The organism is Hymenobacter coccineus (genome assembly GCF_001816125.1).
GTDB lineage: Bacteria > Bacteroidota > Bacteroidia > Cytophagales > Hymenobacteraceae > Hymenobacter > Hymenobacter coccineus.
Window position 1 is genome coordinate 1 of the sequence record NZ_MDZA01000417.1, and the last position, 26,366, is coordinate 26,366.

Below are 26,366 nucleotides of genomic sequence, written 5' to 3' on the forward strand. Positions count from 1 at the left end.
AGCGCCGCCAGGCCCGGCCGCGCCGCCCAGCGGCAGCAGCACCCCGGCCGCCAGGGCCCCCAGCAGGTAGGCGCGGTTCCAGGCGAAGGCGGGGAGGTGGGCCAGCAGCAGGCGGTAAGCCAGGGCAAACACGGCCAGGCAAAAGCTGGCCCCGGCCAGGTACCACAGGCCATTAGCGAGCATCGCCGGCGGGGTTTTCGGAGCCGTGAAGTAGGTCGAGGAGTTGCTGCTTTTCGCGCTGGCTCAGGGTTTCTTCCACCATAAACGAGACCAGGGCCGTGGGCGAATCGTCGAAGTACTGGCTGAGCATGCGCTTGAGGCTGGCCGCGCGGTACTCCATTTTGCTCACCAGCGGGAAGTATTCGTAGGTTTTGCCGTAGGCCTTGAAGCCCGCGTAGCCCTTGCGCTCCAGGATGCGCACCACCGACGACACGGTGTTGTAGGGCGGCTTGGGCTCGTCGGGCAGGTGCTCGATGACGTCCTTTACGAACGCCTTCTTCAACTTCCACAGCACCTGCATGATGCGCTCCTCGGTTTTGGTGAGTTCTTCCATGCTCAAATGTATAACGGTGTTTTCAGTTTAACAACTTATTAATACGTTATGAAACGTATTTATGCGTTTGTATCAATTTGGGACAGCCTGGGAAAATAGTTTAGCCATTGGCTGTGAAGGCGGTACCCAACGGGCAGCGGCTGCCGCCCGCTGGGCCCAGCCGCCGGTTTGCCCGCCCGCCCCGGGCCCCGACCTTTGCCCGCGCTATGCACCTCACTGATTCGCACGCTCACCTCTACTCCGAGCAGTTCGGCCCCGACCGCCTCGCCGCCCTGCGCCGCGCCCAGGACGCGGGCGTGGGCACCATCGTGATGCCCAACATCGACCACAGCAGCATCGACGGCATGCTGGCCCTGGAGGCCGAGGCTCCCGAAACCTGCTTCGCCATGATGGGCTTGCACCCGTGCTCCGTCACGCGCGGCTTCGAGGCGCAGCTCTACGAAGTGGAGGAGTGGCTGGGCCGCCGCCCCTTCGCCGCCGTCGGCGAGGCCGGCCTTGATTTGTACTGGGACAAAACCCTGCTCGCCGAGCAGCAGGAGGCCCTAAAAATCCAGCTCAGCCTGGCCAAAAAGCACAATTTGCCCATCGTGCTGCACACCCGCGAGGCCTTCGTCGAAACCGTGGCCCTGGTGGAAGCCGCCCAGGACGGCACCCTGCGCGGGGTGTTCCACTGCTTCTCGGGCACGCCCGCCGAGGCGGCGCAGGCCATCGGGCTGGGCTTCAGGCTGGGCATCGGCGGGGTGGCCACGTTCAAAAACGGCGGGGCCGACAAGTTCCTGCCCGGCATCGGCCTGGAGCACCTGCTGCTCGAAACCGACTGCCCCTACCTGGCCCCCGTGCCTTACCGCGGCAAGCGCAACGAGCCCGCCTACCTGCCCCTGGTGTTGCACCGCGTGGCCGCCCTGCTGGGCCAAACCCCCGAGGCCGTGGCCGAAGCCACCACCCGCAACGCCGCCGCCCTGTTCAATTTGTAACTGTAGCGTGGACTCTGCGAGTCCGCGCGATTGAACGGTGGCTAAACGGTGTGTAGCGCGGACCACAACCGAAGGTCAGCGCAGCTAAAGTCCGCGCTACAGGGCAATGGCCACCGCTGTAATGCAAAGCGGGCGGCCCCCGGTAGGAGCCGCCCGCGGCGGTGATTGACGCAGGGAAAATTAGGCGGCTTGGGACGTTTTGGCCCGGTTCTCCAGCTGCTGGAACAGGCCGTCGATGCGTTCGGCCTGGGTGTTCACGCGGTCGAGGCCGGCGCGGGCTTCCTCGATTTGGCCGCGCTTATACTGGGCGGCCAGGTCGCGGCCGGTGCTCAGCATTTGCTGGAGCACTTGCTCGATTTCGCGCACCTCCGGGTGGGCCCCGTACTTGGGCCGCACTACCGCGTCGAGCCATTGCCCGAGCGGGTTGAGGGGGCGCGCAAACAACGCCTCGTCGGCCTCGCGCACCCCGTAAAGCACCGAGCGCAGGCGCGATTTAAACAGCACCTGCTTGATCCTGGCTTGCTGAAAATCCAGGTTGGTTAATTCCATGAGGGGGGAGCAGGGCAGGCTGGAGAAACAAAGTTAGCGTCGGCGGCGCCTGCAAACAGCGGACCAAAGCGGCATACAGGGCCCCGGCTACGCATTTTTCTCGAGGGCCTGGCGGGCCAAAACCAGGTCGGTAACTTCAAACGCAAACACGGCAATGCCGTCGCGCTCCCCGGCCTCGATGAACGGCTGGTAGGTGAGGGTGAAGTAGCCGGTGTGGGCCTCCGCCTCGGCCGTGGCGGGCATGGGCACGGGCATTTCCTGGCCGTGAAACGGCCGGCCGGTGGCCAGCACGTCGTCGAGCAGCTGTTTGAAGCCTGCCGCCGCCACTTCCGGCAGCGCCTCGGCAGGGACCGTCCCAGGAGGGGCATGCCGGGGAACAGGCCCTGGTAGCGGGGGTTCACGAATTCGTAGCGGAGCTCGGGGCCCCGCAGGATGCAAATGGGCGCCGGGGCCTGCATGAACAGGTTGTAGAAGGAGGCCCGCTGCTGCTGGGCCAACGCGGCGCTTTGGTAGGCCTGGTCGGAGAGGCTGGCCTGCAACTCGTTGTTGGCCAGTAGCTCGGTCACCATTTCGCGCTGCTCGTGGATGTCGACGGCCGTGCCCACCCACATGCTGATGCGGCCGTCGGCTTCGCGGCGCGGCGCGGCCCGGATCAGCAGCCAGCGGTACTGGCCGTCGTGGCGGCGCAGGCGGTACTCGAGCTGGAATTCCTGGCCCGTGGCCAGGGCCTGGGCCCAGCCGTCGGTTAGGGCGGCGCGGTCGTCGGGGTGGGTGCGCTCGGCCCAGTTGCTGGCCGTGAGGGCGGCCTCGGTTTCGCCGGTAAACTCCAGCCAGCGGGGGTTGAAGTAGTCGGGCGTACCGTCGGTGCGGTTGGTCCACACCATCACCGGCAGGCTTTCGAGGATGAAGCGCGTGCGGCGGTGCGACTCGTCGAGGGCGCGCTGGGTTTCGGCGGCTTGCAGGGCGGCGCGGTGCTGCACGGTCACGTTCTGGGTGCGCTGGAGGATGTACTCCAGCCGGCCGTCGTCGGCCAGAATGGGGTAGTGCGTGGCCTGCCAGTACGATTCCTCGAAGCCGCCGCCCTGCGCCGCGGGCCGCTCCAAGTCGTAGCGGATGAGGGGCATGACGTCGGGCTGCAGGGTGCGGCGCACGTTCTCGTGCGACTGAAAAATCTTGTCGCCCTCGTTCTGGTCCACCGACGGGTAGGCGTCGAACAAGGATTGGCCCACGGCCTCGGCGCGCGGCTTCATCCCCACCGCCACGTGCCCGTCGGTGTTGTCGACGATGGTGGCGTCGGGGAGCATCAGCAGAAAGTTTTCGGGCAGCTTGCGGAACAAAGCCTGGTAATCGACGGGCGAAGCAGGAGCGGACATACGCAACAAAGAGTCAAAAGGTAGCGCTGCTTTGAGCCGAGTAGGGGCCCTGTGCAGCAATTATTTACGTTGAAATTACAAAAAATTACGAAGCCTAAACGGCGTTGGAGCGGAGGTTTTCCAAGGCCCGGCGGACCGTTACCAATTCGGTTACGTTGTAGGAAAACGAGGTGGCGCCGGCCACGCGGCCGTCCTCGAAGAAGGGTTGGTAAGTGTAGTCAATGTAGATATCGCGGGCGGGCAGGGCCGCCGTGGCCGGCATTTGCAAAAGCACTTCCCGGGCCGAAAACGGCTGGCCCGTGCGGTACACCTCGGCCAGGGGCGTGAGGAAGCCCTGGCCCACCAGCCCGGGGAAGGCATCGGCCACGGTGCGGCCCACCACGTTTACCTGCCCCATGGCCATGAGAAACCGGCGGTTGACGAACTCGTAGCGGTAATCGCCGCCGCGCACCACCGCCACGGACAGCGGCGCATCCATGAACACCTGGAACAGGGTTTCGCGCTGCTGCTGCACCTGCTCGGCGGTGGTGTAGGCCTGGTCGGCCAGGGCGGCCTGGGTTTCGTTGGCTTCGAGCAGCTCGGCCACCAGCAGCTTCTGCTGGTGGATGTCGGCGTTGGCGCCCACCCACAGGTGCACCTCGCCGCTGGGGCCCCGGCGGGGCATGGCCGTGGCCTGGAACCAGCGGTACTGGCCGTCGTGGCGGCGCACCCGGTACTCGGCCTGGAAGGTGTCGCCGGTGGCCAGCGCCTGCTGCCACAGCACGTAGGTGCGGGGCAGATCGTCGGGGTGCAGGTCCTGGGCCCAGCCGCTGCCCAGGGTGTCGGCCAGCGCGCGGCCGGTGAAGTCGGTCCAGCGGCTGTTGAAGAAGTCGGCCAGGCCGGCGGGCGTGGTGGTCCACACCAGCAGGGGCAGGCTTTCGAGGATGAAGTGGGTACGGGTGCGGGTTTCGGCGAGGGCGCGCTGGGTGTCGGCGGCCAGGGCGGCGGCGTGGGTGGCGGCCGTCACGTCGGTGGCCCGCTGCAAAATGTGCAGCAAGGCCCCGGCGGGGTCCAGGATGGGGTAGTGCGTCACCTCCCAGTACAGCTCCTGGGTGCCGTCGCCCTGCGCGGCTGGCCGCGCCAGGTCGTAGCTCAGCAGGGTCATGGTGTCGGGCTGCAAGGTGTGGCGCACGCGGTCCTGCGACTCGCGCAGGGTGCGCTGGCTTTCGGGGGCCGAGGGAAAGGCGTCGAAAATGTGGCGGCCCACCGCGGCCGCGCGCGGTTGCAGCGAGGCCTGCTGGTGGAGGTCGGAGCTGTCGCGCACGGTGCCGTCGGGGGCCAGCAGCAGGTACGAGTCGGGCAGGTGGTGGAACAGGTACTGATAGTCAGCAGCCGGGTCGGTAGCGGGAAGCATAGCGGTGGATATAAACGATAAAAGCGGGGCTAAATGCTCGCTACGCAGAATCGGCGCGGTGGGTTGGGGGCCCCGGGGCCACGCTTCGTCGGGCCCATTCGGCGCTTCGGGCACGGGCATTTTGGGGGCCCCGGCGGCCGGGCACTTTTGGGCCACCAACCCGCTCCTGCCCCCCGGCCCCATGAAACCCCTGCTCCTCGCCGCCGCCCTGCTACTGGCCCCCGCCGCCCGCCCCGCCCAAGCCCAAACGCCCGCATCACCGATTCAATCACTCGCGCATTCGCTGAGCGGTACCGTGCGCGACGCCGCCAGCCAGCCGTTGCCGGGGGCCAACGTGTTCTTGAAAACCACCTTCGACGGGGCCACCACCGACTCGCTGGGGCACTTCCGCTTCAGCACCGGGCACGCCGCCGGGGCCCTGGTGCTGGCCGTGCGGCTCATCGGCTTCGAGCCGGCGGAGGTGCCCGTGGTGCTGGGCGGGGGCCCCGTGGCGGTACTGGCCATTACGCTGAAGGCCAGCCGCGCCCAGCTCGGCGACGTGGTGGTGACGGCCGGCGCCTTCGAGGCCAGCGACGCCTAGCGCGGCACCGCCCTCACGGCCCTCGACGTGCTGACCACCGCCGGGGCCCTGGCCGACATCACCGGGGCCCTGAACGCGCTGCCCGGCACCACAAGGGTGGGGGAGGAGGGGAAGCTGTTCGTGCGCGGCGGGGCGGCCACCGAAACCAAGCAGTACCTCGACGGCCTGCCCGTGCAGAGCCCCTACGCCGGGGCCGTGCCCAACCTGCCGGCCCGCGGCCGGTTCTCGCCGCTGCTCTTCAAGGGCCTGGTGTTCAGTACCGGCGGCTACTCGGCCGAGTACGGCCAGGCCCTGAGCGCGGTGGTGGCCCTGAACAGCACCGACCTGGCGCCCGAAACCCAAACCGGCGTGTCGCTGATGAGCGTGGGCGGTGGCCTCTCGCACGTGCACCGCTGGGCGCGCACCTCCCTGGCCGTGGCCGCCGACTACACCAACCTGGGGCCCTACTTCCGGCTGGTGCCCCAAAGCCAAGCGCAAGCCTTTGAAACCCGCGGCGGCTCGGTGCGGCTGGTGCAGCAGGTGGGGCGCTACGGGCTGCTGAAAATCTACGGCACCGTGGCCCGGCAAACCGTGGCCGCCACCCAGCCCGACCCTGCCCCCGAGTACGCCGCCCAGGGCCGCGGCGTGGCCCTGGCCAACGCCAACGAGTACCTCAACGCCACCTTCCGGGGCCCCCTGCGCCGCGGCTGGATCCTGAACACGGGCCTGGCCCTGACGCGCGACGACAACGACGTGCGCCCCGGGGCCCTGGCCGTGCGCGACGTGGAGCAGTCAGCCGTGGCCCGCCTCGTGCTCACCAACGACTCGGCCAGCACCTGGTTCAACCTGAAAGTGGGCGCTGAGGGCCTGGCCCAGCGCTACCGCCAAACCTACCGGCCCGATACGGCCGCCGCTGCCACAGGAGCCGCCGCTGGGGCCCCCAGCGTCCTGCGCACGGGCTTTGAGGAGCAGCGCGGGGCCGTTTTTGCCGAGAGCGAGCTGGTGCTGAGCCACCGCCTGGCTGGCCGCGCCGGGGCCCGCGCCGAGTACTCGGCCCTGCTCGGGCGCTGGAACGCCGCCCCGCGCCTGGCCCTGGCCTACCGTCTGGGGGCCCACGGCCAGCTGGCCGCCGCCGCCGGCTACTTCTACCAAACGCCCACCAACGACCTGCTCCGCTTCACGCACAACCTGGGCTTCGAGCGCGCCCAGCACCTACAGCTCAGCTACGAGCGTAGCGCCGCTGGCCGCACGCTGCGGGGCGAAGTGTACCAGAAAAGCTACGCCCAGCTGGTGACCTACGACCCGGCCAACTTCCTTGCCGCCAGCGCCTATTGCAACGGCGGCCAGGGCTACGCCCGGGGCTTCGACGGGTTCTGGCGCGACCGCCGCAGCGTGCCCCGCCTCGACTACTGGGTGAGCTACGGCTACCTCGCCACCGTGCGCCAGTACCGCGCTGACCCCGTGCCGGCCGTGCCCACCTTCGCCGCCCGCCACGCCCTGAGCGTGGTGGCCAAGTACTGGGTGCCGAAGCTGCACACGCAGTTCGGGGCCACCGCCGCCTACAACAGTCCCCGCGCCTACCACGACCCCAACCAGCCCGGCTATAACCAGGCCCGCACCCCCAGCTACCAGGACCTGAGCCTGAGCGCCAGCTACCTCACCCACGTGCTGGGCCAGTACACCATCGTGAACGTATCGGCCAGCAATGTGCTGGGCCGCGCCAACACCTACGGCTACCGCTACGCCGCCGCCCCCGACGCCAGCGGCCAGTACCAGGGCGTGGCCCTGACCCCCTCGGCCCCGCGCATGCTGTTCGTGGGCGTGTTCATCTCCATCAACAAGAAGGCCCCCGGCAACACGGAAGTAGCCCCCGATTAAAGCCGACGCGGGCAGGTTTTGCCCGCCAGCCGCCAAACGCTGGGGTCCCCATTCCGCCGGTTCGTCTGCCCCAAACGACGCTTCGGGAACAACCGTTTTGGGGCCTCGGCCCGGGCCGCCACCTTTGATTCATCAACGCCCCCAACCACATTTTTACCCCAATCCTACGCCATGAAAAAGTCGCTCTTCACCCTCGCCCTTGTTGCCTTCGCCCTCGCTGCCACCGCCCAAACCAAGCCCGGGGCCCCCGCCAAAGCCGCCACCACGGCCGCCGCGCCCGCCGGCTACGCCGAGGGCATGGCCCAGGCCATTGCCGAAATCACGCGCACCGGCGACCCCGCCGTGCTGCAAGCCGGGGCGGCCAAGATGGAGCGCGCCGCCGCCGCGGCTCCCACCGATTGGCTGCCCCGCTACTACCAGGCCTACGCCTTGACGGTTAGCGCGTTTGGCAGCCAGGACAACGCCACGGCCAAGGATAATACCCTCGACCAGGCCGAGAAGGCCCTCGGCCAGGCCCGCCAGCTGAAGGGCGACGAATCGGAGCTGCTCGCGCTGCAAGCCTACGTGTACCAGGCCCGGCTGATGGTGGCGCCCATGGAGCGCGGCCAGCAGTACTCGGAGCTGGCCGAAGGCGCCGGGGCCCAAGCCCGGGCCCTGAACCCCGCCAACCCCCGCCCGTACCTGATTGCCGCCAACAACCTGTACCACATGCCGTCGGAGTACGGCGGGGGCGCCGCCGCAGCCCGGCCGCTGTTCGAAGCCGCCCAGGCTAAATTCCTGGCCTTCAAGCCCGCCACCGCCCTGGCGCCCACCTGGGGCCAGCACCAGGTGCAGGCCCGCATGCAGGAGTACGGCGCGCCCGCCCAGGCCAGCAAGTAGCGGCCGGGGCCCCCGGGGCCCCGGCGTTCGTTCCCTTTGCTTCTGCCCGCGCTAGTTTTATGGCCCACACCCTCGTTGCCCCGCCCGCCGTGCCCTCGCCGCCGCCTGCCCCGCCGTATGCCGACACTGCCCCGCCCGGCACGCCCTGGGCGACGACGGTGGAACGCCGCAACGTGCGAGCCTTCGGGCGGGCGCTGGGTTGGATTGCGCTGGCCTGCGCGGGCACTGCCTTCCTGTACGCGCCGCCACCTTGGCGCGACCCGCTGGGCTACGTCGTGTCGTGCGGCATCGGCTTTTGCTACGCGGCGGGGCTGTGGTTTGCCAACGCCTACACCGCCGACCTGCTGAACCTGCGCTCCCGGTGGGGCGAGCGGCCCGTGCGCCGGCTGCTGCTCACGGTGGGCCTGTCGCTGCTGGCTTCGCTGCTGGTCATTGTGGTGGTGAGCGAGCTGTCGGCGGTGCTGCTGTTTCACCGGCCGCTGGGCTACACCCTGCGCCACCATTTCTTCGAGAACTCGGCTTTCCCGCTGCTTACCACGGTGGTTATCTCGCTCTTCATGCACTCGCGCTCCTTCCTGCTGGCCTGGCGCGAGGCCACCGTTCGGGCCGAGCGGCTCGAAAAAGAATCGGCCGTGGCCCGCCTCGATTCGCTGCGCCGGCAGGTCGATCCGCACTTCCTCTTCAACTCCCTCAATGCCCTTACCGGCCTCGTGGAAGAGGCCGACCCGGCCCGCGCCGTGCGCTTCATCCGGCAGCTCAGCAGCGTGTACCGCTACGTGCTTGATAGCCAAAGCCAGGAGCTGGTGCCGCTATCCGAGGAGCTGGCCTTTGCCGAAGCCTACGTGTTTCTGCAAAAAACCCGCCTCGACGAGGCCCTGCAAGTGGAGCTGGCCTTGCCGCCCGCCGGGGCCCTGGCCGGCCTGTTTCTGCCGCCGCTGGCCTTGCAGTTGCTGCTCGAAAACGCCCTCAAGCACAACACCGCCTACCAGGCCGACCCCCTGCGCCTGCACGTGGCCGTGGACGCCGCCGCCGCCACCCTCACCGTGCGCAATACCCTGCGCCCCCGCCGCTTGGCCCCTGGCGAAACCTCGGGCCGGGGCCTGGCCAACCTGCGCGCCCGCTACGCCTTCCTCACCGCCCGGCCCGTGGCAGCGGGCCCCGTGGCCAGCGAATTCATCGTAACCTTGCCGCTGCTGGCGTTGTAGGCATGGGGCCTGCGGCGGGCGCTGGCCGGGGCCCTACCACGTGAAAAAGAGAACATCTGCGCTGCTGCTGCTGGCCACGGCGCTGGCCGTGGGCTTGCTTTGGCTGCTGACCAGCCGGGCCGCCACCCCTGATGCCTACCCCGCGGTGGCCGGGGCCCTGCGCCAGGCCCGGCCCGACGACGTGGAAAGCATCACCTGCTACCCCCTGCTGCCCGACCGGCGCGGGCGGCCCGGCCGTTTCAGCTGCGCACGGCCGCCACTATTGCCCCGCTGCTGCGGGCGCTGCGGCAGCTGCGGCCCGTGGCGGTTAACCAACCGGCCTTTAGCCCGCTGGTAGAAACCACGGTGATGGTGCGCCTGCGGCCAGCGCTGGCCGGTGCCTGGCACCTGCACAGCGGCACCGTCATCTGGCGGCTGGCCCGGGCCGCCGAGGGCGACGTGGCGCTGCGGGCGTTCAGCCCGGTTGTGTGCCAGAGCCCCGCGCTCAACCGGCAAGTGCGGCAGCTGCGCGACAGCGTTGACGCCCAGCGCAGCCCCTAGCTGGCCGCCATTCTTTTTAAAATCGGTCGTCGTGGCGAGCTTGCGCACTAATCGTCCCCAAACGGCCCCTGGTTTTACACTCTTATTTATCCCCAAGCCCACTCCATGCTCCGCGCTTTACTCGTTGAGGACGAGCCACTGGCCGCCCGCCGCCTGGCCGCGCTGCTCCGCAAACTGCCCGAGCCGTTCGAGATTCTGGGGCCCGCCGAGTCGGTGGCGCAGGCCGTGGCGCTGCTGCAAGCCGGCCCCGTGCCCGACGTGCTCTTCCTCGACATTCACTTAGCCGACGGCCTCAGCTTCGAGCTCTTCGAGCAGGTGGCGGTGACGTGCCCGGTCATTTTCACCACCGCCTACGACCAGTACGCCCTGCGCGCTTTCAAGGTGAACAGCGTGGACTACCTGCTCAAGCCCATCGACGAGGAAGAGCTGCGTGGCGCCGTGGCCAAATTGCACCAGCGCCTGGTCCCACCGCCCGGGGCCCCCGCGCCCGCCGCCGCGCCGCTGCTCGACGCCGCCGCGCTGGCCCAACTGGTGGAGCAGCTGCGCCAGCCCGCGCCCGCGGCCAGCTACAAAACCCAGTTCGTGGTGCGGGTGGGCGAACACCTCAAGGTGGTGCCCGTCGAGCAGGTGGCGTACTTTTTTAGCCTCGAAAAAGCCACCTTCCTCCAAACCACCGAGGGCCGCAAGTACGTGGTTGACTACACGATGGAGCAGCTCGAAGCCCTGCTCGACCCGGCCCGCTTCTTCCGCCTCAACCGCGCCTACCTGGCTCAGCAAGCCGCCATCCACGACATCATCCACTACGCCAACTCGCGCCTGCAAACCGTGCTAAAACCCGCCGCCCCCGACGCCCAGGTGCTGGTGAGCCGCGAGAAAGTCAGCCTGTTCAAAAACTGGCTGGATCGGTAGCTGCGTAAGCTTTTAGCTGCTGGCTGTTAGCTTTTTTTGAACATCGAACCAACTGCCACACCCACCACGGGGTAGAGTGCGGGGCTTGCCCCCGCCCGTCGTTGAACGATTGGCACATGCTTCGTCCAACGACGGGCGGGGGGCGAGCCCCGCACTCTACCCCGTGGTGATTATACCTAATTAACTAACCGGCCGTAGCCGCCGTAGCTCCAGGGCGAAGCCGGGTAGCACGGGCTCGCCGCTGAGCAGCTGGTCGAAGCCCTGGACGGTGCGCACGGGCTGGCCGGGCGCGAAGATGAACACGGTTTCGCCGGCTGGGGCCAGTAGCCAGCCCAGTTGGGCCCCGGCTTCGAGCCAGTGCTCCATCTTGCGCATGGTATCGGTGAGGCGGTCGGAGGGCGAGAGCAGCTCGGCCACAAAGTCGGGGCAGAGACGGGCAAAGCCGCGCCGGTCGTCGGTCGCCAGCGCGTCCCAGCGCGCCTGGGCCACCCAGCTGGCATCGGGCGAGAGCATGGCCCCGGTGGAAAGTGTGAAGCCCGCCGACGAATCAAAAACGATTCCTAATCCAGCCTGTTCATTCCAATTACCTAATAGACGGGTCAAATGGCCGTTAGAGGCACCGGTTTCAGAGCTGGCGGGGGGCATAATGGTGATTTGGTGGGTTGCGTCGCGTTCGATGCGCAAGTCGCGGTGGTCTTGGCAAAACTCGTAAAACTCTGCATCAGTGAGGCGGTCCAGAACCGGGGTCTTGAGCTTGATAACGTCCATAAAGCGGGGATAAACGAACTGATTTGTGTATGCCGAAAGCCACCGGCTAATAAGGCCGCAACTCCTTCAATTCCAACGTAAAACCGGGGAGTACCGGGTCGCCGCTGAGCAGTTGGTCGAAGCCCTGGACGAGGCGCGGCGGGTGGGGCGGCTCGAAGATGTGCACGGTTTCGGTGCTCGGCACCACGAGCCAGGCCAGGCGCACGCCGGCCCCCAGCCAGTCGTGCATCTTGCCCAGCAGGTCGGGCAGGCGGTCGGAAGAAGAGGCCAGCTCCAGCACAAAATCGGGGCAGATGCGGGCGAAGCGGCGGCGGTCGTCGGGCGGCAGGGCCTGCCAGCGTTCCTCCGCTACCCAGCTGGCATCGGGCGAGAACATGGCCCCATCAGGCAGCGTGTAGCCGGTGGACGAATCGCCGACCCGCCCCAGGCGGGCGCGGTGGTTCCAGTTGCCGAGCTGGCGGGACAGTTCGTTGTTGCTAAAGCCACTTTCAGTGAATACGGGGGGCATGATGGTGATTTGGCCGCTGCTGTTGCGCTCGATGCGCAGGTCGCGGTGGTCGAGGCAAAACTGCGCGAACTCTCCCTCCGTGAGGCGGTCCAGTACCGGGGTTTTGAGCTTGATGACGTCCATAAAAACCGGGGCGAGTGAAGCAACAAGGTACGCAGGAATGGGGCCCCGGGCTCAGCCTTCGAGCCAGGTTTTGATGGCCCCGGCGCGCTCCTTGCTCACCACCACCTCGTCGGTGGGGGCGGGGTGCAGGGCCACCAGCAGCTTGCCGCCGAAGTGGGGCACCAGCCGGCGCACGGCCGGCAGCTGGGCGATGAGCTGGCGGTTGAGCCGGCAAAACTGGGCCGGGTCGAGCAGCGTTTCGAGCTGTTCTAACGTGTAGTCCACCACGAAGCGGCGGCCGTCGTGGGTGGCCAGCGTGGTGGTGTCGTGGCGGCTCTGGCACCAGGCCACGTCGGCGGTGGGCAGGGGCAGCAGGGTTTCGCCCTGGCGCACCAGAAACCGCGTTTTGTGGGGCCGCTGGGGCCGGGGCAGGGCGTCAATCAGCCGCTCGATGTTAAAGGCCGGCGGGGCCTCGGCCGCTGCCTCGGTGGGCCCCGGGGGCAGCTTGGTTAGGGCGGCTTGCAGCTCGGCCAGCTTCAGGGGCTTGAGGAGGTAGTCGATGCCGTTGGCGCGGAAGGCTTGCAGGGCGTACTGGTCGTAGGCGGTGGTGAAGATGACCGGGCTGCGCACCAGGGTTTGGGCAAATACGTCGAGGCTGAGGCCATCGGCCAGCTGGATGTCGCTGAGGATGAGGCCGGGCGCGGGGTGGGCCCCCAGCCAGGCCAGGGCCCCGGCCACGGTATCGAGCACGGCCAGCACCTGGGTCCCGGGCGCGGCCTGGCCAGCAGCCGCTGGAGGCGCTCGGCGGCGGGGTACTCGTCTTCGAGGATGAGAACGGTGAGGGCTTTCAAGGGCGGCAGCAGCTGCATATGATTGGGAAGAGGCCAGTTCGCCCACCGAAAAGCCCACGGTTGGGCGGCCGGGGGCTCTGGTTGAAAATGACTTACGCTTCCAGCAGGGGCAGCGTGACGGCGAACAGGCCCGCGGCTTGCGCGACTTCCACCGGCTGCGGGGCCCCCAGCAGGGCGTAGCGGCGGCGCACGTTGGCCAGGCCAGGCCGGTGCTGGGGGCCAGGCCGGCGGGGCGGGGCTGCCAGGTGTTTTCCACGCGCAGGGCCCCGGCGGCGGCGTCTGCTACCAGGTGCAGGTGCAGGGGGCGGGCCCGCGAGGCCTCGTTGTGCTTCAGGGCGTTTTCCACCAGCAGCTGCACGCTGAGCGGAGCCACGCGGCGGGCCAGGGCCCCGGGCGGCACGTCGTAGCGCACCTGCACGTTGTCGCGGAACCGCACCTTTTGCAGCGCCACGTAGGTGCGCACGAAGGCCAGCTCTTCGGCCAGCGGCACGGTGGGGCGGTCGCGGGCCAGCAGCACGTAGCGGTACACGTCGGCCAAGCCTTCCAGGTACTGCTGGGCGGGGGCGTTGGCGGGCTCGATGAGGGCGGCCAGCGTGTTCAGGGAGTTGAACAGAAAGTGCGGGTCGAGCTGCTGGGCCAGGGCATCGAGCTGGGCCTGGGTTTGGGCCTGGGCCAGCTGGTCGGCGCGGCGCCCGGTGGCCTCCCATTGCTGGAAGGTGTGGGTGCTCTCGTAGAGCAGTAGCACGATGAGGGTGGACACCAAGTTGAGGCCGGTTTCGTGGAGCGCGCCGGCCAGCCCCAGGCGGCCGCCCACTGTGCCCAGGCCACGCCCGCCCCCAGCACCACGGTAGCCCCCAGCGTGTAGCCGGCGGCCAGGGCGGCCAGCCACCACAGGCGCCGGGCCGCATCGGTGGGCTGGGGCCAGCGCCGCAGCAGGCGTTGCCACAGCGCCCGCACGCCCAGCCACAGCACCACCGTGAACAGCAGGGAGGTGCCGTAGGCCACCCCCAGGTACCAGACCGCCGCCCCGCCGGCCGGCAGTTTGAAGCTGAACAGCCCCCGCGGCACCAGCTCTACCCAAGCCAGCAGCAGAATGCCGCAGAGCAGGAAGCGGCGGTCACGGAGCGGCGGCGAAGCAGGTGAAGCGGGCGTAGGCATGGGCACGGGCTAGCGGCGCGCGGGCAGCGCCGACGCAAAGGTGCGCACCGCCCGCTGGGCCGCCGCGGGCTGCTCCGTCAGGGAGTTGTGGCGGCCGGGCAGCACCACCACTTGCTGGTGCGGAAACCGGAACGTGCGGTAGTGCCGGGGCCCCGCGGTGTAGTCGTCGTGCCCGGCCAGCACCAGCACGGGCATCGCCAAGGCGGCCGTGGCGGGCGCGTAGTCCTGCCCGTACTCGGGGAAGTCGAACACGTGGGCCGCAAAATCCTGGTTGCCGGGCACTTGGCGCACCACGCGGCCGGCGCGGGCCGCCGTGGTATCGGCGGCGTATTGCAGCTGGTACATGATTTTTTGCTGGCCCAGGGCCTGCATCACCAGGCCCAGCTGCTGGGGCAGCGGCGCGTCCGCCGGCAGCGGAGGGCGCGCCGCGGCGGGCAGCAGGCTGTCGCCGTAGTGCACCATGCTGGCCAGCGAGGCCGAGGGGTTCAGCACAGCGTTGGCCAGGATGAGAGCCTGCACCCGGGCCGGGTAGCGCTGGGCGTAGGCCGTGGCGATGACGCCGCCGAAGGAGTGCGCCAGCAGCACCCACTGCTTGAGGCCCAGCCGAATGCGCAGCTCCTCCAGGTCCTGCACCTGGCGGGCCAGGCGGTAGTTGTGGCCGGGGGCGCTGGCCGAGCGGCCGCTGCCGCGCTGGTCGAGGTAAATCAGCTGGAGGCTGCTTTCGAGCGGCTGCAAGCCCAGGTGCTGTAGCCCGTAGCTGCCCGCGCCGGGGCCCCCGTGCACCACCAGGCACGGCACACCGCGGCCGGCCACCTCCACAAACAGGCGCACCGAATCGGAGGTGCGGAAGGCCAGCTCGCCGGTGGGCAGCGCCGGGGCCCCGCGCCTTTAGGGCGGGCTTTTTGGGCCGCCGCCGGGCGCTGGCCAGCCCGATCAGGACGAGGACGAAGGCAAAAACATGAACGAAAGCGCGGAGGTGAAAGCGGTGCATTGGGTAATCAGTAGCAGGTGATTGGTTGGTTGAAAACAGGTCGTTACGGATCGCGGCCTTAGTGCCCGGCCCACAGTAGCGGCCGGCTGGCCAGCGCCAGCGCAAACAAGCCGGCCACCGCCCCGGCGTACAGCACCGCCCCGGCCCAGGTGAGCCCGGCGGCCTGCTGCGGCACCGCGCGGCTCAGCGCCCAGCCCAGCAGGGGCAACACTTGCAGGGCGTGCATGCCCAGAAAGTGGGCCACGCGCAGGTCGCCGGCGCGGGTGCTCCAGCCCAGGCCGGGCAGGCCGGGGCCGCCGTCGGGGGCCCCCACGGTGTGCTGCATGTTGTGAATCATCATGCCGCCCAGCAGGCTGCCCACCAAAAACAGCAGCAGCCCCAGGCGCAGGCCCCACACGTAGCCGGCCGGCCCGTGCGGCTGGTAGTGCCAGGCCAGGTACACGGCCCACGCGCTCATCAGCGTGTTAACCACGATGAACACCCCCATGAGCCCGAACAGGAGGCCGTTGAGCGGGGTGCTGGCATTGTAGTGCGAGGTGGTGCCCCGGGCGGCCTGGACAAAAATTACGGCCTGCTCCACGGCCATGCTCAGGGCCACGCCCCAGCTCAGCAGCTGCACGCTGCGCTGCGCGGGGCCCGGCAAGTCGGCCAGCAGCCAGCCCAGCGTCCAGGCAAAGGCGGTGATGGAAAGGGAAAACTTCAACGGCTTCAGCCAAGCCGGGGCCCCGGCCACGAGGCGGTGGTCGACGAGCAGCAAGCCGATGGCCAGCGCGGCCAGGGCCACGTTGGCCCACCCGGTCCAGGACAGGGCGGGGTTCACGCGGTGCAGCACGCGCAGGGCTTCGCGCCCCACGCTGGCGGTCTGGCCGAGCGACGAAAAATCAACCAATGAAAGCAGCGCAGTTTTCATGAGAGAAACGGGTTAAAACCAGCAAAAAGTAACCAAGGCAGAAGCCAAAGTCTGTAAAATCAAGCCACCGGGTGCGGAAGCGGATGCCACCGGCGCACGCCAAAGTACAGCAGCAGCCCCACCGGCCCGAACAGGAACGTGAGGGCCAGCGCCGGCACCACCAGCGCGTGCGGCAGGCCGCGGCGCTGGGCGTCGCGCACTTCCCAGGCCCCCGTCCACAGGTCGAAGCAGAGGTAGTGCACCCAGCCCGCCAGCAGCGCCCACGGGTCGCGGAACAGCTCCCCCACCTGCGCCAGCGACCCGAAGCCGCCCGCGCCGCCGTGGGGCCCCAGGTAGTGCGCCGCGATGAGCGCCACGTAGGCCGCGGCCAGCGCCAGCGGCAGGGCCCCATTGAGCACCAGCGCCTTGGTGAAGCGGCTGCGCGGGGCCAGTACCAGCAGGGCCCACCCGAGCAGGGCGGCGGGGTTGGCCAGCGAAAACAGGAAATCGGGGGTAGGCATGGGCGGCGTTTGAGGCGGTAGCTGCGTCAAAAGTAGAAGGGCGCCCCGGCGGCTACCAACGCATTCGGGGCGAAGCGCCCCCGCGCCCGGGCCAAGCCGCCAAATGTGCGGGGCGAAGCGGCGGGCGGGGCCGCTCAACGTCCAATAATTTCTACCTTTAGCCACTGCCTTCCCCACCTAACTACTTCCTGCTCATGCGCCTACTGCTGCTCTTGCCTGCGCTGGCCCTTGGCACGGCGCTCCACCTGTTGGCGGGCCCCCCCGCCCCGCCCGTAACCCGCCTCAGCGGGCACCTCAGCCACGCGCCGGCCGGCGATACCGTGCGCCTGCAAATCAACGGCAAGGAGCTGAAAACGCTGCTCAGCCCGGCCGGCGATTTTCAATTTGAGGTGAAGGACCTCGCCGTCCCGTTGCCGGCTAGCTTCGAGTATGCGAAGCAGCACACCCAGCTCTACCTCACGCCCGGCGACCAGCTGCGCATGGCGCTGGAGTTTAGCGATTTTGATAACAGCCTCGTGTACAGTGGCCGGGGGGCCAACGCCAACAACTACCTGGCCCGGTCGAAATGGATATTTGAGTACAGCCCGCCCGGCAACGTCCCCCGGCCGATGGATAAAATACTTCCCACCACCACGCCCCCCGAAATGCGGCAGTATGCCGACGCCTTTCGTCAGCAGCGCCTGGCTTTTCTCGCCGACTACGCCCAGGACCACCCGCTGCCGGCCGGCTTCCAGCACGAGGCCAAGGCCACCATCACAACCGATTGGGCCATAGCGCTCCTGTACTATGCCCGGGGAAATTGGCCGTTGCCGTCTGGCGAGACGCTGCCCGAAACGTACTTCAACTTCGTGGCCGAAGTGCCCGCAACGGAGTTGAACCAGCACATGGGGCGAAGCGGCGCCGATAAATCCTTGGTGGCAAACTTTACAATAGCCTATCAGAACCGCCTGGTGCCTTCGGGTAGCCTCAGTGCCGACCCCGCCCAGGGCCCGCGCCTCTACCAACTGGCCACGGCTGAAGTAGGGGAGGGGAGAATCCGCGACTTGACAATGGAGCTTTTGCTGGCAGATAACATCCGCACGAACCTGCCCGGGGCCCTGGCGTTCTACCCCACCTTTCTTCAGCACAACCGCGACTCGGCGGTGGCGCGCGGCATTCGGCGGGCATTCGTCAGGGGCCAGCAACAACGTGCAGTTCAGCCGCTGAGCAATGGCCAGCCCGCGCCCACCTTTACGCTGCTCGACAATGCGGGCAAAAAGGTGACGTTGAGCGATTTTCGGGGCAAGGTCGTGTACCTCGACTTTTGGGGAACCTGGTGCGGCCCGTGCATCAATGAGATGACCAACTTTGCCCCCGCGCTCAAGCAGCAGTTTGCCGGCCGCGACGTGGTGTTTCTCTACGTTTCGGTGGGCGACCCCGAAGAAAAATGGCGGCAAACCCTGGTCAGCAAGCACTTCACTAGCCCCAACAGCGTGCACCTGCGCGCGCCCGACGAGGCCCAGGCCGATGCGTACCAAGTGAAAGGTTACCCCAGCTACTACCTCATCGGGCGCGATGGCCGCGTCGTTAAAAAATACGCGCCGCGCCCCTCTGACGGGGCCGAAACCGTGGCCGCCATCGAGGCCGCGCTGAAAGAATAGCCGGACCGGTGGCGGGCGCGGGCCCCCACTCTGGCGCACGAATTGCGGAGGGCCCCGGGCCTGCGCGCAGCTTTTCAAACCAAAGCGGCCGTTGCGGGTTAACCCCCTCTTGCTTATTGAGCGCAACGGCTACGGCCGGGCTTGCGTACCCGCCGCGTGAAGTTGATGGATTACTTGTGTGTTGCTGGCCGCCGGGCCGTTGGGCCCGGGGCCCGGCGGGCGTTGCTGGCGTGGGGGCTGGGGGCCCCTGCTGCCGCTGGCGGCCCGGGCGCAGCTGCCTGGGCTGGGCCACAGCCAGCTCCGCATCGGCTCCGATACGGTGCGGCGGCGGGCGGTGGCGCGGCTGGCCAAGCCCCGGGTGGTGGCGTTTTTCGACGCGCGCTACTCCATCATCAACAGCCATTTCGTCACCATCAACGGCCTGAAGCTGGGCCTGGAGTGGAAAAACCGCCTGCGCACCGGCGCGGCCGTGTACTTCCTCAGCAGCCGCATTCCCACGCGCCGCGCCCGGCCCGACGGCGTGAACGACGACGCCCGCGCCGACCTGCGCTTCCGCTACCTGGCCCTCTACGGCGAGTACGTGCTCATCGAAAACCGCCGCTGGGAACTGAGCGTGCCCCTGCAAGCGGGCCTCGGCAACGCCTACGTGGAGTACGTCTCGCCGGCCGGCGCAACCCAGGAAACGCCGCACGACTTCGTGGGCGTCATCGAGCCCAGCGCCAACGCCCAGATGCGCATCTTCCGCTGGGCCGGGCTGGGGGCGGGGGCCGGCTGGCGGGCCCCGGTGTTCGTGAGCAGTGCGGTGCGCAAAGAGCTCAGCGGGCCCATTTTTTTCCTGCGCGGCAAGCTTTTCGTCAACGATTTGGTGGCCGTGGTGCGGGGCCGCGAGCGGTTATTTTCGCAAAAAGGCCTGCGCAGCGAATAATAGTGTGGCTGGGCTATTGCGGGGTGGGTAGTGGCGGCTTATGTTTGCCACGTCTCCCACCCAGTAATAGCACTTATATGCGTTTCGATTGGATTTCGGCATTCATACCCGACGCCCGCGGCGTCCGTTGGATCTTCGGTTTGCTGCTGCTGCCGGCCGTGTGGTTTGCTAAGGGCGCCAGTACCCCGGGGCCCTCACCGGTCCCGGCAGCCACCGTAGCCTCGGTTGCTGCGCCCGCCGCCCCGGCCCCGCTGGCGCCCCACCGGGCCCCAATGGCCCCGCGCGCGGCCCGTTAAGCAATATACACAGGGGGCTTAGTTGGCCGTTAGCTGACAGCTAATAGCTAACGGCCAATAGCTAATGACTAATGCCCCACCTACTTGCCCGCCGCGTAGGTAAAGCCCACCGACAGGTTGGTGTTCACGGGCGCGCGGCCCTCCACGTTGATGCTTTCGAGCGAGTAGGCGTAGGTAACGGCCAGGGCCAGGTGGCGCGAAAGGCGCACGGCCAGGGCCCCCGTGCCGTTCACCCGGTAGTCGCCGTTGACGTTGCCCACCGCCGGTTGGTAGTACACCAGGGCCGTGAGCGTGGTCCCGCCCCGCGTGTACTTGCCCTTGGCGCGCAGCGAATGGCGCAGCACCTGGCGCTGTAAATCGGTGTAATACTGGGTTTTCTCGCCCATCAGGAAGTAGCTCACGTGTACCTCGTTGCTCAGCGTATCCTGGTACAGCTGGTAGCCCACGCCCAGGCCCCCTACCACGCGGTAGTCGATGGCCCGCAGGTTGCTGTACTCCGTCTGGGCCAGGGCGTAAAACTTGTAGCGCCCCTGCTGGTAGGTGGGCGTGGTGAGCAGCAAAAACTCGCGCTCGCGCTGCACCCCGTCCTGCTTGCCGTAGCTGAAATTGAGCGCCACCGGGACCAGCCAGTGCCCGCCTTTAAAGGATAAGTTGGCGGTGTGGCTGGTGCTGAGGAACATGCGCTCGACGGTGCCCGTGGTGTAGAGGCCCGTGAGCGAGGCCGTGTAGCGCACGCCCTTGCCCTTCACGTTGTAGGTTTCAAACTCGGCGGGGGGCAGGCCAGCCGCGCCGCCGGCGGCCGGGGCCACGGCGGGCGTGGCGGTGGTATCGGCCTTGGGCGCGGTGCGGGTCGAGTCGGCCTCGCCCTGGGCGCGGGCCGCGGGGCCGGTGGCCAGCAGCAGGAGCAACCCGGCCAGCCAGGGGCCCCAGAACTTCAAAAACGGCATCTTCATCCAATCAAATTCGGGGTTTCGAGGGTGCGCAACGTGGCCGCTCGGTCGAGCTTGCCAGCGGCGTGGTGCGAAATTCGGGCACGAACACGAGGTGCCGGGGCTGCTCGTACTTGCCCAGGCGGGCGGCCAGCAGCGCCCCGCAGCTGGGGCTTCGGCGGCGGCGGCCAGGGCGGGGCCTTCCACGTAGGCCGCCACGGCCTGGCCGAGGCGCTCGTCGGGCCGGCCGGCCACGAAGCAGCGGCGCGGGGCCCCAATTTCGGCCAGGGCCACGTCGAGCACCAGCTCCACCTTCTCGGCCGGCACCTTCACGCCGCCCGAGTTGATGACGAAATCGGCCCGGCCCAGCCACTCAAACGTGTGGCTGTCAGTGTCCAGCGCCACCAAGTCATTGGTGACGACGAGTTGGTCGTCGGTCACGTCGCCGCGCAGCGTGAGGCAGCCGCGGGCGTCTTGCCCGGCCGCAATGCCCGGCAGCACCCGGAAGGCGGTGGTGGCCCGTGGCCCGTTGAGGCGGCGCAGGGCCACGTGCGAGCAGGTTTCGGTCATGCCGTAGGTGAGCAGCACCGGCACCGTGAGCTGGGCCTGCACGGCGGCCAGCAGGGAGGCGTCCACCGGGGCCCCGCCTACCAAGATGGTTTTCATCCGGTTGAGGCGCTCGGCGTGGCCGGCGGCCAGCACGGCCCGCAGCTGCAAGGGCACGAAGGCGGCGAAGTCAAATGCGGCATCGGCCGGCACCAGGGCCAGCGGGTCGGCCTGGGGCTCCACCACGGTTAGGTGCAATTGGCGCTCCAGGCCGCGCACCAGCATCATTAGCCCGCCGATGTACTCGCAGTTGAGGCAGACCAACGCCCGGTCGCCGGGGCCCAAATCGAAGAAGTCGCCGGTGCGCTGGGCCGAGGCCGCCAGCTGCCGCCGCCGCAGCGCCACGGGGGCCGGCGCGCCTGTGCTGCCCGACGTGGTGAGGGTGAATTCCTGCGCGCCGCTGAGCCACGCGCCCACGCGCTCCAGCACGCGGGCCTCGTAGCCATTGAGGCCCGCCGGCACCGCGGCGGGGTGTTGCTGGATGGCCGCGTAGGCGAATTCGCGGCCGTTGAGCAGCAGGGAGGAGGGAAGGGTGGAGGCGGACATGGCAAGCAAGGTAAACCGGGGACTCCGGCCGCCCGCCGGGCCCCACCGGGGCCCTAGCGGACCAGCCAGCGCTGGTACGTTTTGACCGACGGCACCGTCAGCCGCCCCAAAACTAGCAGCAGGCCGCCGCAAATGGCCAGGTCCGTGGCCTGCTGCGTGACGACGTAGGAGGCCAGCAGGGGCAGGGCCAACAGGCCCAACAGGCTGTCGCGCAGCAGCGTGCGCGCCTGGTAGACGCGCAGGTTTTCGGCGTAGGGCCGGCGCAGGTTGGGCCGTAGGCCGCGCGATACCGCGTAGAGCAGGGCCCCCACCACCGGCACCAGGGCCCCCAGCAGTAGCAGCGCCGGCCAGGTGGCCAGCCGGGGGTTGGCGGCGGCGCCCACCGCCATCCGGGGGCCGGTGGCCAGCACCACGCCGCCCATCAGTAGGGCCTGGGCCCCGTAGTGCAGCCAGTGCCGCCGCCGGATGCGCCCGAGGGATTCGTGAAATTCAGCGTCCGTCATGCGGCAAAAAAGAGGGCCCCAGGGCCGGCCAAGTAAATGCGCGGCGGGGGTGGCCCGCGCCCCCGCACGCCAAAGGTGCTGAGTGAGTTGCCAACAGCGCCCGGGGCAATTTGGCTTGCTTTTGCCGAAAAAAATCGCTATTATTACTCATCTCCCACCCAATCCTTAACCGCCATGACTACTCATTCGCAGCCGTTCGCGCCCTTGGTGCTCATTGCCGAAAGCGTCGCCCTCACGCCGGCCGAGCAAGCCGCTAAGGCCCAAACCAAAGTCGCTAAAAAGGAGCGCAAGTACGCGCGGCTACGCTGGTTTTTCTCCTGGTGCTGGGGCTGCCAGTGGATGGGTGGAAGCTTCTGAGTTTATTGATTGCTAATTGGTTATACACAAAAAGCCCCGTCAGTCTGACGGGGCTTTTTGCTGCGGCACGGCGGCGCGGCTACGGGAATTTTGGGAATTTCGAGAAGTCCGGCTGGCGCTTTTCCAGAAAGGCGTTTTTGCCCTCCTTGGCCTCTTCGCTGAGGTAGTAAAGCAGCGTGGCGTTGCCGGCCAGCTCCTGGATGCCGGCCTGCCCGTCGAGCTCGGCGTTGAAGCTGGATTTGAGCATGCGCAGGGCCAAGGGGCTCTTTTGCAGGATTTTGTGGCACCAGGCCACGGTGGTTTCCTCCAGTTTATCCAGCGGCACCACCTTGTTCACCAGGCCCATGGCGAGGGCTTCCTGGGCATCGTACTGGTCGCAGAGGAACCAGATTTCGCGGGCTTTTTTCTGGCCCACCACGCGCGCCAGGTACGAGGCGCCGAAGCCACCGTCGAACGAGCCCACGTTGGGGCCCGTCTGGCCGAAGCGGGCGTTGTCGGCGGCAATGGTCAGGTCGCAGACCACGTGCAGCACGTGGCCGCCGCCGATGGCCCAGCCCGCCACCATCGCAATGACGGGCTTTGGAATGCTGCGGATCATCTTCTGCAAATCGAGCACGTTGAGGCGGGGCACGGCGTTCTCGCCCACGTAGCCGCCGTGGCCGCGCACGCTCTGGTCGCCACCCGAGCAGAAGGCCTTGCCGCCCTCACCCGAGAAAACAATCACGCCGATATCGGTGCGGTTGCGGCAAATGTCCATCGCCTCAATCATCTCGTCCACCGTGAGCGGCGTGAAGGCGTTGTGCACCTGCGGCCGGTTGATGCTGATTTTGGCAATGCCCCCGTGCTGGGAGAACAGGATTTCCTTGAACTCCTTAATGGGCGTCCATTCAATTTTTTCAGACATAAAAAACTGTCATGCTGAGCTTGCGAAGCACCTTATCACGTTCGCAACGCCCAAGCGGTGAATAATTCTAACGAAAGCAGCCGTGATAAGATGCTTCCTTCGTCAGCATGACAAAACGTTAGGCGAAAGCCGCTTTCACGGCCGCGCGGTATTCCTCAAAAAAGGCGGCGTTGGTCTTGCTGTCGGTGAAAACTTCCAACACCGCCGCCCCGCCTTCGGCCGCAAAGAAAACCGGCAGCGCGGCCGCAAGTTCAGCAAAGGAGGCCACCGGGAAGTAGCGCAGGTTAAAATCGCGGCACAGGTTCTCGGCCGTCAGGGCCTGGTGGGTCTCGAAAAATTCTTCCAGTTCGGGCTGCTGCCGGGGCCCGTCAATCATGCGGAAAATGCCACCGCCGTGATTGTTGAACACCACCACCCGCAGGTTGGGCGTGGGGTAGTTGTGCCAAAAGGCGTTGCGGTCGTAGAAAAACGCCACGTCGCCGGTGAGCAGCACCACCGGCCGCGCGGGCTGCGCCAGGGCCCCGCCCACGGCGGTACTGTTGCAGCCGTCGATGCCGCTGGTGCCGCGGTTGGCAAACACCTCAATTTGCCGGTCCGCCGGCAGGCCCAGGATGTTGGCGTAGCGCACCGCCATGCTGTTGGCCAGGTGCAGGGCCGTGCCATCGACCAGGGCCCCCAGCGCGTGGCGGAAGGCTGTGAACTCGTTGAACGGCTGGTCGTCGGCCGCAAAGAAATCCGCCAGAAACGCTGCTGCCGCCGCATCAGCCCGTGGCCAAGTGACGGGCGCTGCATTGGTCGCGCTAGGAATCGAACCTAGATCAAGAGCTTTGGAGCTGTACATACTCGAACCCTGCTCCGGCGCCGTAGATGGGATGGGATTCGAACCCTCCGCGGGGCCGTAGTCCTTGGTTTCGAAAGACGACAACTGCTGGAAGAACGTGGCCGGCTGCACCCGCACGGTGCGCGTGAGGCTGCGAAACGTGTCGGCCACGGCCCCCACGGCTTGGATGTGCCAGTGCTGGGCGGGGGCCGCGTCGCGCAGGAACAGCTTCAGGCTCTTTGAAATCAGCGACTGTCCGAAGGTGATCAGCAAGTCGGGTTGCAGGGCTTCTTTAGGCCCCTTCGCCAGGCCGGCCAGGAAAACGTCGTGCCCGTGCCCGGCCGGTATTTCGCTCAGGTTGGCGATGGTATCGGCCACCACGGGCACGCGGCGCGCCGTCATGAATTCGTAAAGCGCCGCCGTCAGGCTGGGGTTACTGGCCTGCTGGCCCGCCACCACCAGCACCCGGCCGGCAACCCGCAGCTGCTGGCGCAAATCCAGGATTTCGGCCGGGGGCAATACGGCGTTGGCGTGGTCCTCCTGAATGATTTTCACGTCCTGCTCGTACACCACCGCTTCGTCCGCCTTCGGGTAAAAGGGCTCGCGCAGCGGCACGTTTACCTGCACCGGACCTGCGGGGCCCGCTTTCGTCAAGTTAATGGCCTCGTTGATGATGCGCTCAGCGTGCCACTTGGCGTCGGGGTGCGTGGTGTCGGCGGGGAAGTCGAACGCGGCCTTGGCGTGGGCCCCGTACAGGTTGCGCTGGCGGATGGTTTGGCCGTCGAGCTGGTCAATCCACTCCGGGGGCCTATCGGCCGTTAGAATCAACAGCGGGATTTGCTGGAAAAAGGCCTCGGCCACGGCGGGCGCGTAGTTGAGGCCGGCCGTGCCGCTGGTACACAGCAGCACCACGGTGCGCCGCGTGGCCTGCGCGATGCCCAGGCCAATGAACGCCGCCGCGCGCTCGTCGGGCACCACGCGCAGCTTGCCGCGGTAGGCCGGGTGCCGCGCAAAGGCAAGCGTGAGCGGCGCCGAGCGCGAGCCCGGCGAGAGCACCACATCGGTAATTCCGTGCCGGGCGCAGATTTCGGCGATGTTGAAAACGGCTTGGTTGTTCATTTAACTATAGCTGGTGGGGGCCCCAAGGCGCGGCGCCCAATCCTTAAACGAGGGCGGCGCCCACGGTTTGCAATTTCATTTCGGTTTCTTGCCACTCGCGGTCCGGGTCCGAGTCCACTGTGAGGCCGGTGCCGGCGTAGAGGATGGCCTCGTGGGCGCGCACTTGCAGGCAACGCAGGTTTACGAAGAGGCGGGCCACGCCGGGCGCGGCCACGTTTACGGGCCCCAAAAAGCCGCTGTAGTAGGCGCGGTCGTAGCGCTCGTGCTGGCGCAGGAAGGCCAGAGCCGCCAGCTTGGGCATGCCGCCCACGGCCGAGGTGGGGTGCAGCAGGCGCAGCATATCGGTGCCCAGGTTGGGGAAGGGCACGGCGGTCAGGTCCACTTCGAAGTCGGTGCGCAGGTGCAGGAGCTGGCCCGCCACCACGGTGCGGGGCCCCGTTTCCTGGTATTCGCGCAGGCGCAACTGCTTGAAGCAGCTCACGATGTAGCGCGCTACCAGCGCCTGCTCCTCAATTTCCTTCTGCCGCCAGATGGCCGTGCGGGGCGAGGCTGCTTCCGTGACGGGCTGGGTGGCGGCCAGCGCCACGGTGCGGAAGTGCCCGTCGGCCGTGACCTCGGCCAGCACCTCGGGCGTGGCCCCCAGCCAGGTGCCCGCGCCCGGTACGCTCACGAGCGACACGAACGCCTGCGGGTACTTGGCGCTGAGCTTCTCGAATGCCGCCAGCGGGTCGAACCCGGCCGGCAGCGCCCGCCGCGTGGCCCGCGAGCTGACCACTTTCAGCACCGTTTTCTCCTTGATGGCAGCCACGCCCTCGCGCACCAGCGCCGTGTACTCGGCCTCGGTGGCGGCGGCCGGGGCGGGCTGCGGGCTGTAGTGCCAGGCCAGCGCGGCGGGCGTGGGCAGCGCGAGCCAGGCCGCCAAGTTGGGCAGTAATTCGCGGGCGGCGGGCGCCACCAGGAGCTGACCACTTTCAGCACCGTTTTCTCCTTGATGGCAGCCACGCCCTCGCGCACCAGCGCCGGTGTACTCGGCCTCGGTGGCGGCGGCCGGGGCGGGCTGCGGGCTGTAGTGCCAGGCCAGCGCGGCGGGCGTGGGCAGCGCGAGCCAGGCCGCCAAGTTG

Annotated in this window: 27 protein-coding genes and 1 pseudogene; 11 read left to right on the forward strand and 17 right to left on the reverse strand. The window is 67.9% G+C overall.

Annotated elements, in window-relative coordinates; genetic code table 11:
- Both BEN49_RS20030 and BEN49_RS20035 read right to left on the reverse strand, forming a co-directional pair.
- Positions 1 to 183: pseudogene (locus tag BEN49_RS20030) on the reverse strand (hypothetical protein); the annotation flags it as partial.
- Complete coding sequence (locus BEN49_RS20035) at positions 173 to 553, reverse strand: BlaI/MecI/CopY family transcriptional regulator (RefSeq protein WP_070746201.1); 381 nt, start codon at positions 551 to 553, stop codon at positions 173 to 175. The pseudogene BEN49_RS20030 and the gene BEN49_RS20035, both read right to left, overlap by 11 nt.
- A gap of 206 nt (positions 554 to 759) precedes the next feature.
- Here BEN49_RS20035 and BEN49_RS20040 point away from each other — a divergent pair, with 206 nt between their 5' ends.
- Positions 760 to 1,527: a TatD family hydrolase gene (locus tag BEN49_RS20040; protein WP_070746226.1), complete on the forward strand. Its 768-nt coding sequence runs from the start codon at positions 760 to 762 to the stop codon at positions 1,525 to 1,527.
- Between the two features lie 180 nt (positions 1,528 to 1,707).
- Here the strand turns inward: BEN49_RS20040 and BEN49_RS20045 are convergent, their stop codons facing one another.
- The 3 genes from BEN49_RS20045 to BEN49_RS20055 form a co-directional block, all read right to left on the reverse strand.
- Positions 1,708 to 2,076, reverse strand: coding sequence for a CZB domain-containing protein (locus BEN49_RS20045; protein WP_070746202.1), 369 nt, complete (start codon positions 2,074 to 2,076; stop codon positions 1,708 to 1,710).
- On the reverse strand, positions 2,067 to 3,449 hold the full coding sequence (locus BEN49_RS20050; protein WP_070746203.1) for a PAS domain-containing protein: 1,383 nt from the start codon (positions 3,447 to 3,449) through the stop codon (positions 2,067 to 2,069). The genes BEN49_RS20045 and BEN49_RS20050 overlap by 10 nt, the downstream gene beginning before the upstream one ends.
- A 94-nt stretch (positions 3,450 to 3,543) precedes the next feature.
- The gene (locus tag BEN49_RS20055; RefSeq protein ID WP_070746204.1) at positions 3,544 to 4,842 is read right to left on the reverse strand and encodes a PAS domain-containing protein; all 1,299 of its coding nucleotides are present in this window, start codon (positions 4,840 to 4,842) and stop codon (positions 3,544 to 3,546) included.
- A gap of 181 nt (positions 4,843 to 5,023) precedes the next feature.
- Between BEN49_RS20055 and BEN49_RS20060 the strand changes: the two genes are divergently transcribed.
- The 7 genes from BEN49_RS20060 (at position 5,024) to BEN49_RS20090 (ending at position 10,812) form a co-directional block, all read left to right on the forward strand.
- A complete protein-coding gene (locus BEN49_RS20060; protein WP_083326283.1) occupies positions 5,024 to 5,422 on the forward strand; it encodes a carboxypeptidase-like regulatory domain-containing protein in 399 nt (132 codons plus the stop codon).
- 27 nt (positions 5,423 to 5,449) lie between these two features.
- Positions 5,450 to 7,279 carry a TonB-dependent receptor plug domain-containing protein gene (locus tag BEN49_RS20065; protein ID WP_070746206.1) on the forward strand — a complete coding sequence of 610 codons (1,830 nt, stop codon included), beginning with the start codon at positions 5,450 to 5,452 and terminating at the stop codon, positions 7,277 to 7,279.
- 171 nt (positions 7,280 to 7,450) lie between these two features.
- Positions 7,451 to 8,158, forward strand: coding sequence for a hypothetical protein (locus BEN49_RS20070; protein ID WP_070746207.1), 708 nt, complete (start codon positions 7,451 to 7,453; stop codon positions 8,156 to 8,158).
- Between the two features lie 59 nt (positions 8,159 to 8,217).
- Positions 8,218 to 9,363, forward strand: a complete 1,146-nt coding sequence (locus tag BEN49_RS20075) for a sensor histidine kinase (RefSeq protein WP_070746208.1) — start codon at positions 8,218 to 8,220, stop codon at positions 9,361 to 9,363.
- Between the two features lie 40 nt (positions 9,364 to 9,403).
- Positions 9,404 to 9,700: a hypothetical protein gene (locus BEN49_RS20080; protein WP_070746209.1), complete on the forward strand. Its 297-nt coding sequence runs from the start codon at positions 9,404 to 9,406 to the stop codon at positions 9,698 to 9,700.
- Entirely contained in the window at positions 9,664 to 9,903 is a 240-nt protein-coding gene (locus BEN49_RS20085; protein ID WP_125917047.1) for a hypothetical protein, read from the forward strand. The genes BEN49_RS20080 and BEN49_RS20085 overlap by 37 nt, the downstream gene beginning before the upstream one ends.
- A 105-nt stretch (positions 9,904 to 10,008) precedes the next feature.
- On the forward strand, positions 10,009 to 10,812 hold the full coding sequence (locus tag BEN49_RS20090; RefSeq protein ID WP_070746211.1) for a LytR/AlgR family response regulator transcription factor: 804 nt from the start codon (positions 10,009 to 10,011) through the stop codon (positions 10,810 to 10,812).
- Between the two features lie 180 nt (positions 10,813 to 10,992).
- Here BEN49_RS20090 and BEN49_RS20095 read toward each other — a convergent pair whose 3' ends face one another.
- From BEN49_RS20095 to BEN49_RS20125, 7 genes are all read right to left on the reverse strand, one after another.
- Entirely contained in the window at positions 10,993 to 11,580 is a 588-nt protein-coding gene (locus BEN49_RS20095) for a Uma2 family endonuclease (RefSeq protein WP_070746212.1), read from the reverse strand.
- 46 nt (positions 11,581 to 11,626) lie between these two features.
- Positions 11,627 to 12,211, reverse strand: a complete 585-nt coding sequence (locus BEN49_RS20100) for a Uma2 family endonuclease (protein WP_070746213.1) — start codon at positions 12,209 to 12,211, stop codon at positions 11,627 to 11,629.
- A gap of 51 nt (positions 12,212 to 12,262) precedes the next feature.
- Complete coding sequence (locus BEN49_RS25960) at positions 12,263 to 13,717, reverse strand: histidine kinase (protein WP_239692032.1); 1,455 nt, start codon at positions 13,715 to 13,717, stop codon at positions 12,263 to 12,265.
- Positions 13,639 to 14,199: a hypothetical protein gene (locus BEN49_RS29795; RefSeq protein ID WP_239692031.1), complete on the reverse strand. Its 561-nt coding sequence runs from the start codon at positions 14,197 to 14,199 to the stop codon at positions 13,639 to 13,641. Before BEN49_RS29795 ends, BEN49_RS25960 begins: the two co-directional genes overlap by 79 nt.
- A 9-nt stretch (positions 14,200 to 14,208) precedes the next feature.
- Positions 14,209 to 15,030 carry an alpha/beta fold hydrolase gene (locus tag BEN49_RS20115; protein WP_070746215.1) on the reverse strand — a complete coding sequence of 274 codons (822 nt, stop codon included), beginning with the start codon at positions 15,028 to 15,030 and terminating at the stop codon, positions 14,209 to 14,211.
- 218 nt (positions 15,031 to 15,248) lie between these two features.
- Positions 15,249 to 16,100: a hypothetical protein gene (locus tag BEN49_RS20120; RefSeq protein WP_070746216.1), complete on the reverse strand. Its 852-nt coding sequence runs from the start codon at positions 16,098 to 16,100 to the stop codon at positions 15,249 to 15,251.
- A gap of 59 nt (positions 16,101 to 16,159) precedes the next feature.
- On the reverse strand, positions 16,160 to 16,600 hold the full coding sequence (locus BEN49_RS20125) for an ABA4-like family protein (RefSeq protein ID WP_070746217.1): 441 nt from the start codon (positions 16,598 to 16,600) through the stop codon (positions 16,160 to 16,162).
- A gap of 194 nt (positions 16,601 to 16,794) precedes the next feature.
- Between BEN49_RS20125 and BEN49_RS20130 the strand changes: the two genes are divergently transcribed.
- Positions 16,795 to 18,240, forward strand: coding sequence for a TlpA family protein disulfide reductase (locus BEN49_RS20130; protein ID WP_070746218.1), 1,446 nt, complete (start codon positions 16,795 to 16,797; stop codon positions 18,238 to 18,240).
- A gap of 178 nt (positions 18,241 to 18,418) precedes the next feature.
- A complete protein-coding gene (locus tag BEN49_RS20135) occupies positions 18,419 to 19,165 on the forward strand; it encodes a hypothetical protein (protein WP_125917051.1) in 747 nt (248 codons plus the stop codon).
- Positions 19,166 to 19,541: 376 nt separating this feature from the next.
- Here the strand turns inward: BEN49_RS20135 and BEN49_RS20140 are convergent, their stop codons facing one another.
- Both BEN49_RS20140 and BEN49_RS20145 read right to left on the reverse strand, forming a co-directional pair.
- Positions 19,542 to 21,542 (reverse strand): AMP-binding protein, encoded by a 2,001-nt coding sequence (locus BEN49_RS20140; protein ID WP_070746220.1) that lies wholly within the window; start codon positions 21,540 to 21,542, stop codon positions 19,542 to 19,544.
- 53 nt (positions 21,543 to 21,595) lie between these two features.
- Positions 21,596 to 22,045: a hypothetical protein gene (locus BEN49_RS20145; protein WP_070746221.1), complete on the reverse strand. Its 450-nt coding sequence runs from the start codon at positions 22,043 to 22,045 to the stop codon at positions 21,596 to 21,598.
- Between the two features lie 174 nt (positions 22,046 to 22,219).
- Here BEN49_RS20145 and BEN49_RS20150 point away from each other — a divergent pair, with 174 nt between their 5' ends.
- Positions 22,220 to 22,402, forward strand: a complete 183-nt coding sequence (locus tag BEN49_RS20150; protein WP_070746222.1) for a hypothetical protein — start codon at positions 22,220 to 22,222, stop codon at positions 22,400 to 22,402.
- Between the two features lie 79 nt (positions 22,403 to 22,481).
- On the opposite strand, the gene menB is transcribed toward BEN49_RS20150, so the two are convergent.
- From menB to BEN49_RS20165, 3 genes are all read right to left on the reverse strand, one after another.
- A complete protein-coding gene (gene menB, locus BEN49_RS20155) occupies positions 22,482 to 23,306 on the reverse strand; it encodes a 1,4-dihydroxy-2-naphthoyl-CoA synthase (RefSeq protein ID WP_070746223.1) in 825 nt (274 codons plus the stop codon).
- A gap of 118 nt (positions 23,307 to 23,424) precedes the next feature.
- Positions 23,425 to 25,245, reverse strand: a complete 1,821-nt coding sequence (gene menD / locus BEN49_RS20160; RefSeq protein ID WP_070746224.1) for a 2-succinyl-5-enolpyruvyl-6-hydroxy-3-cyclohexene-1-carboxylic-acid synthase — start codon at positions 25,243 to 25,245, stop codon at positions 23,425 to 23,427.
- A 43-nt stretch (positions 25,246 to 25,288) separates the two neighbouring features.
- Positions 25,289 to 26,366: chorismate-binding protein (locus BEN49_RS20165; protein ID WP_317040483.1), on the reverse strand; the 1,078-nt coding region annotated here is incomplete at its 5' end.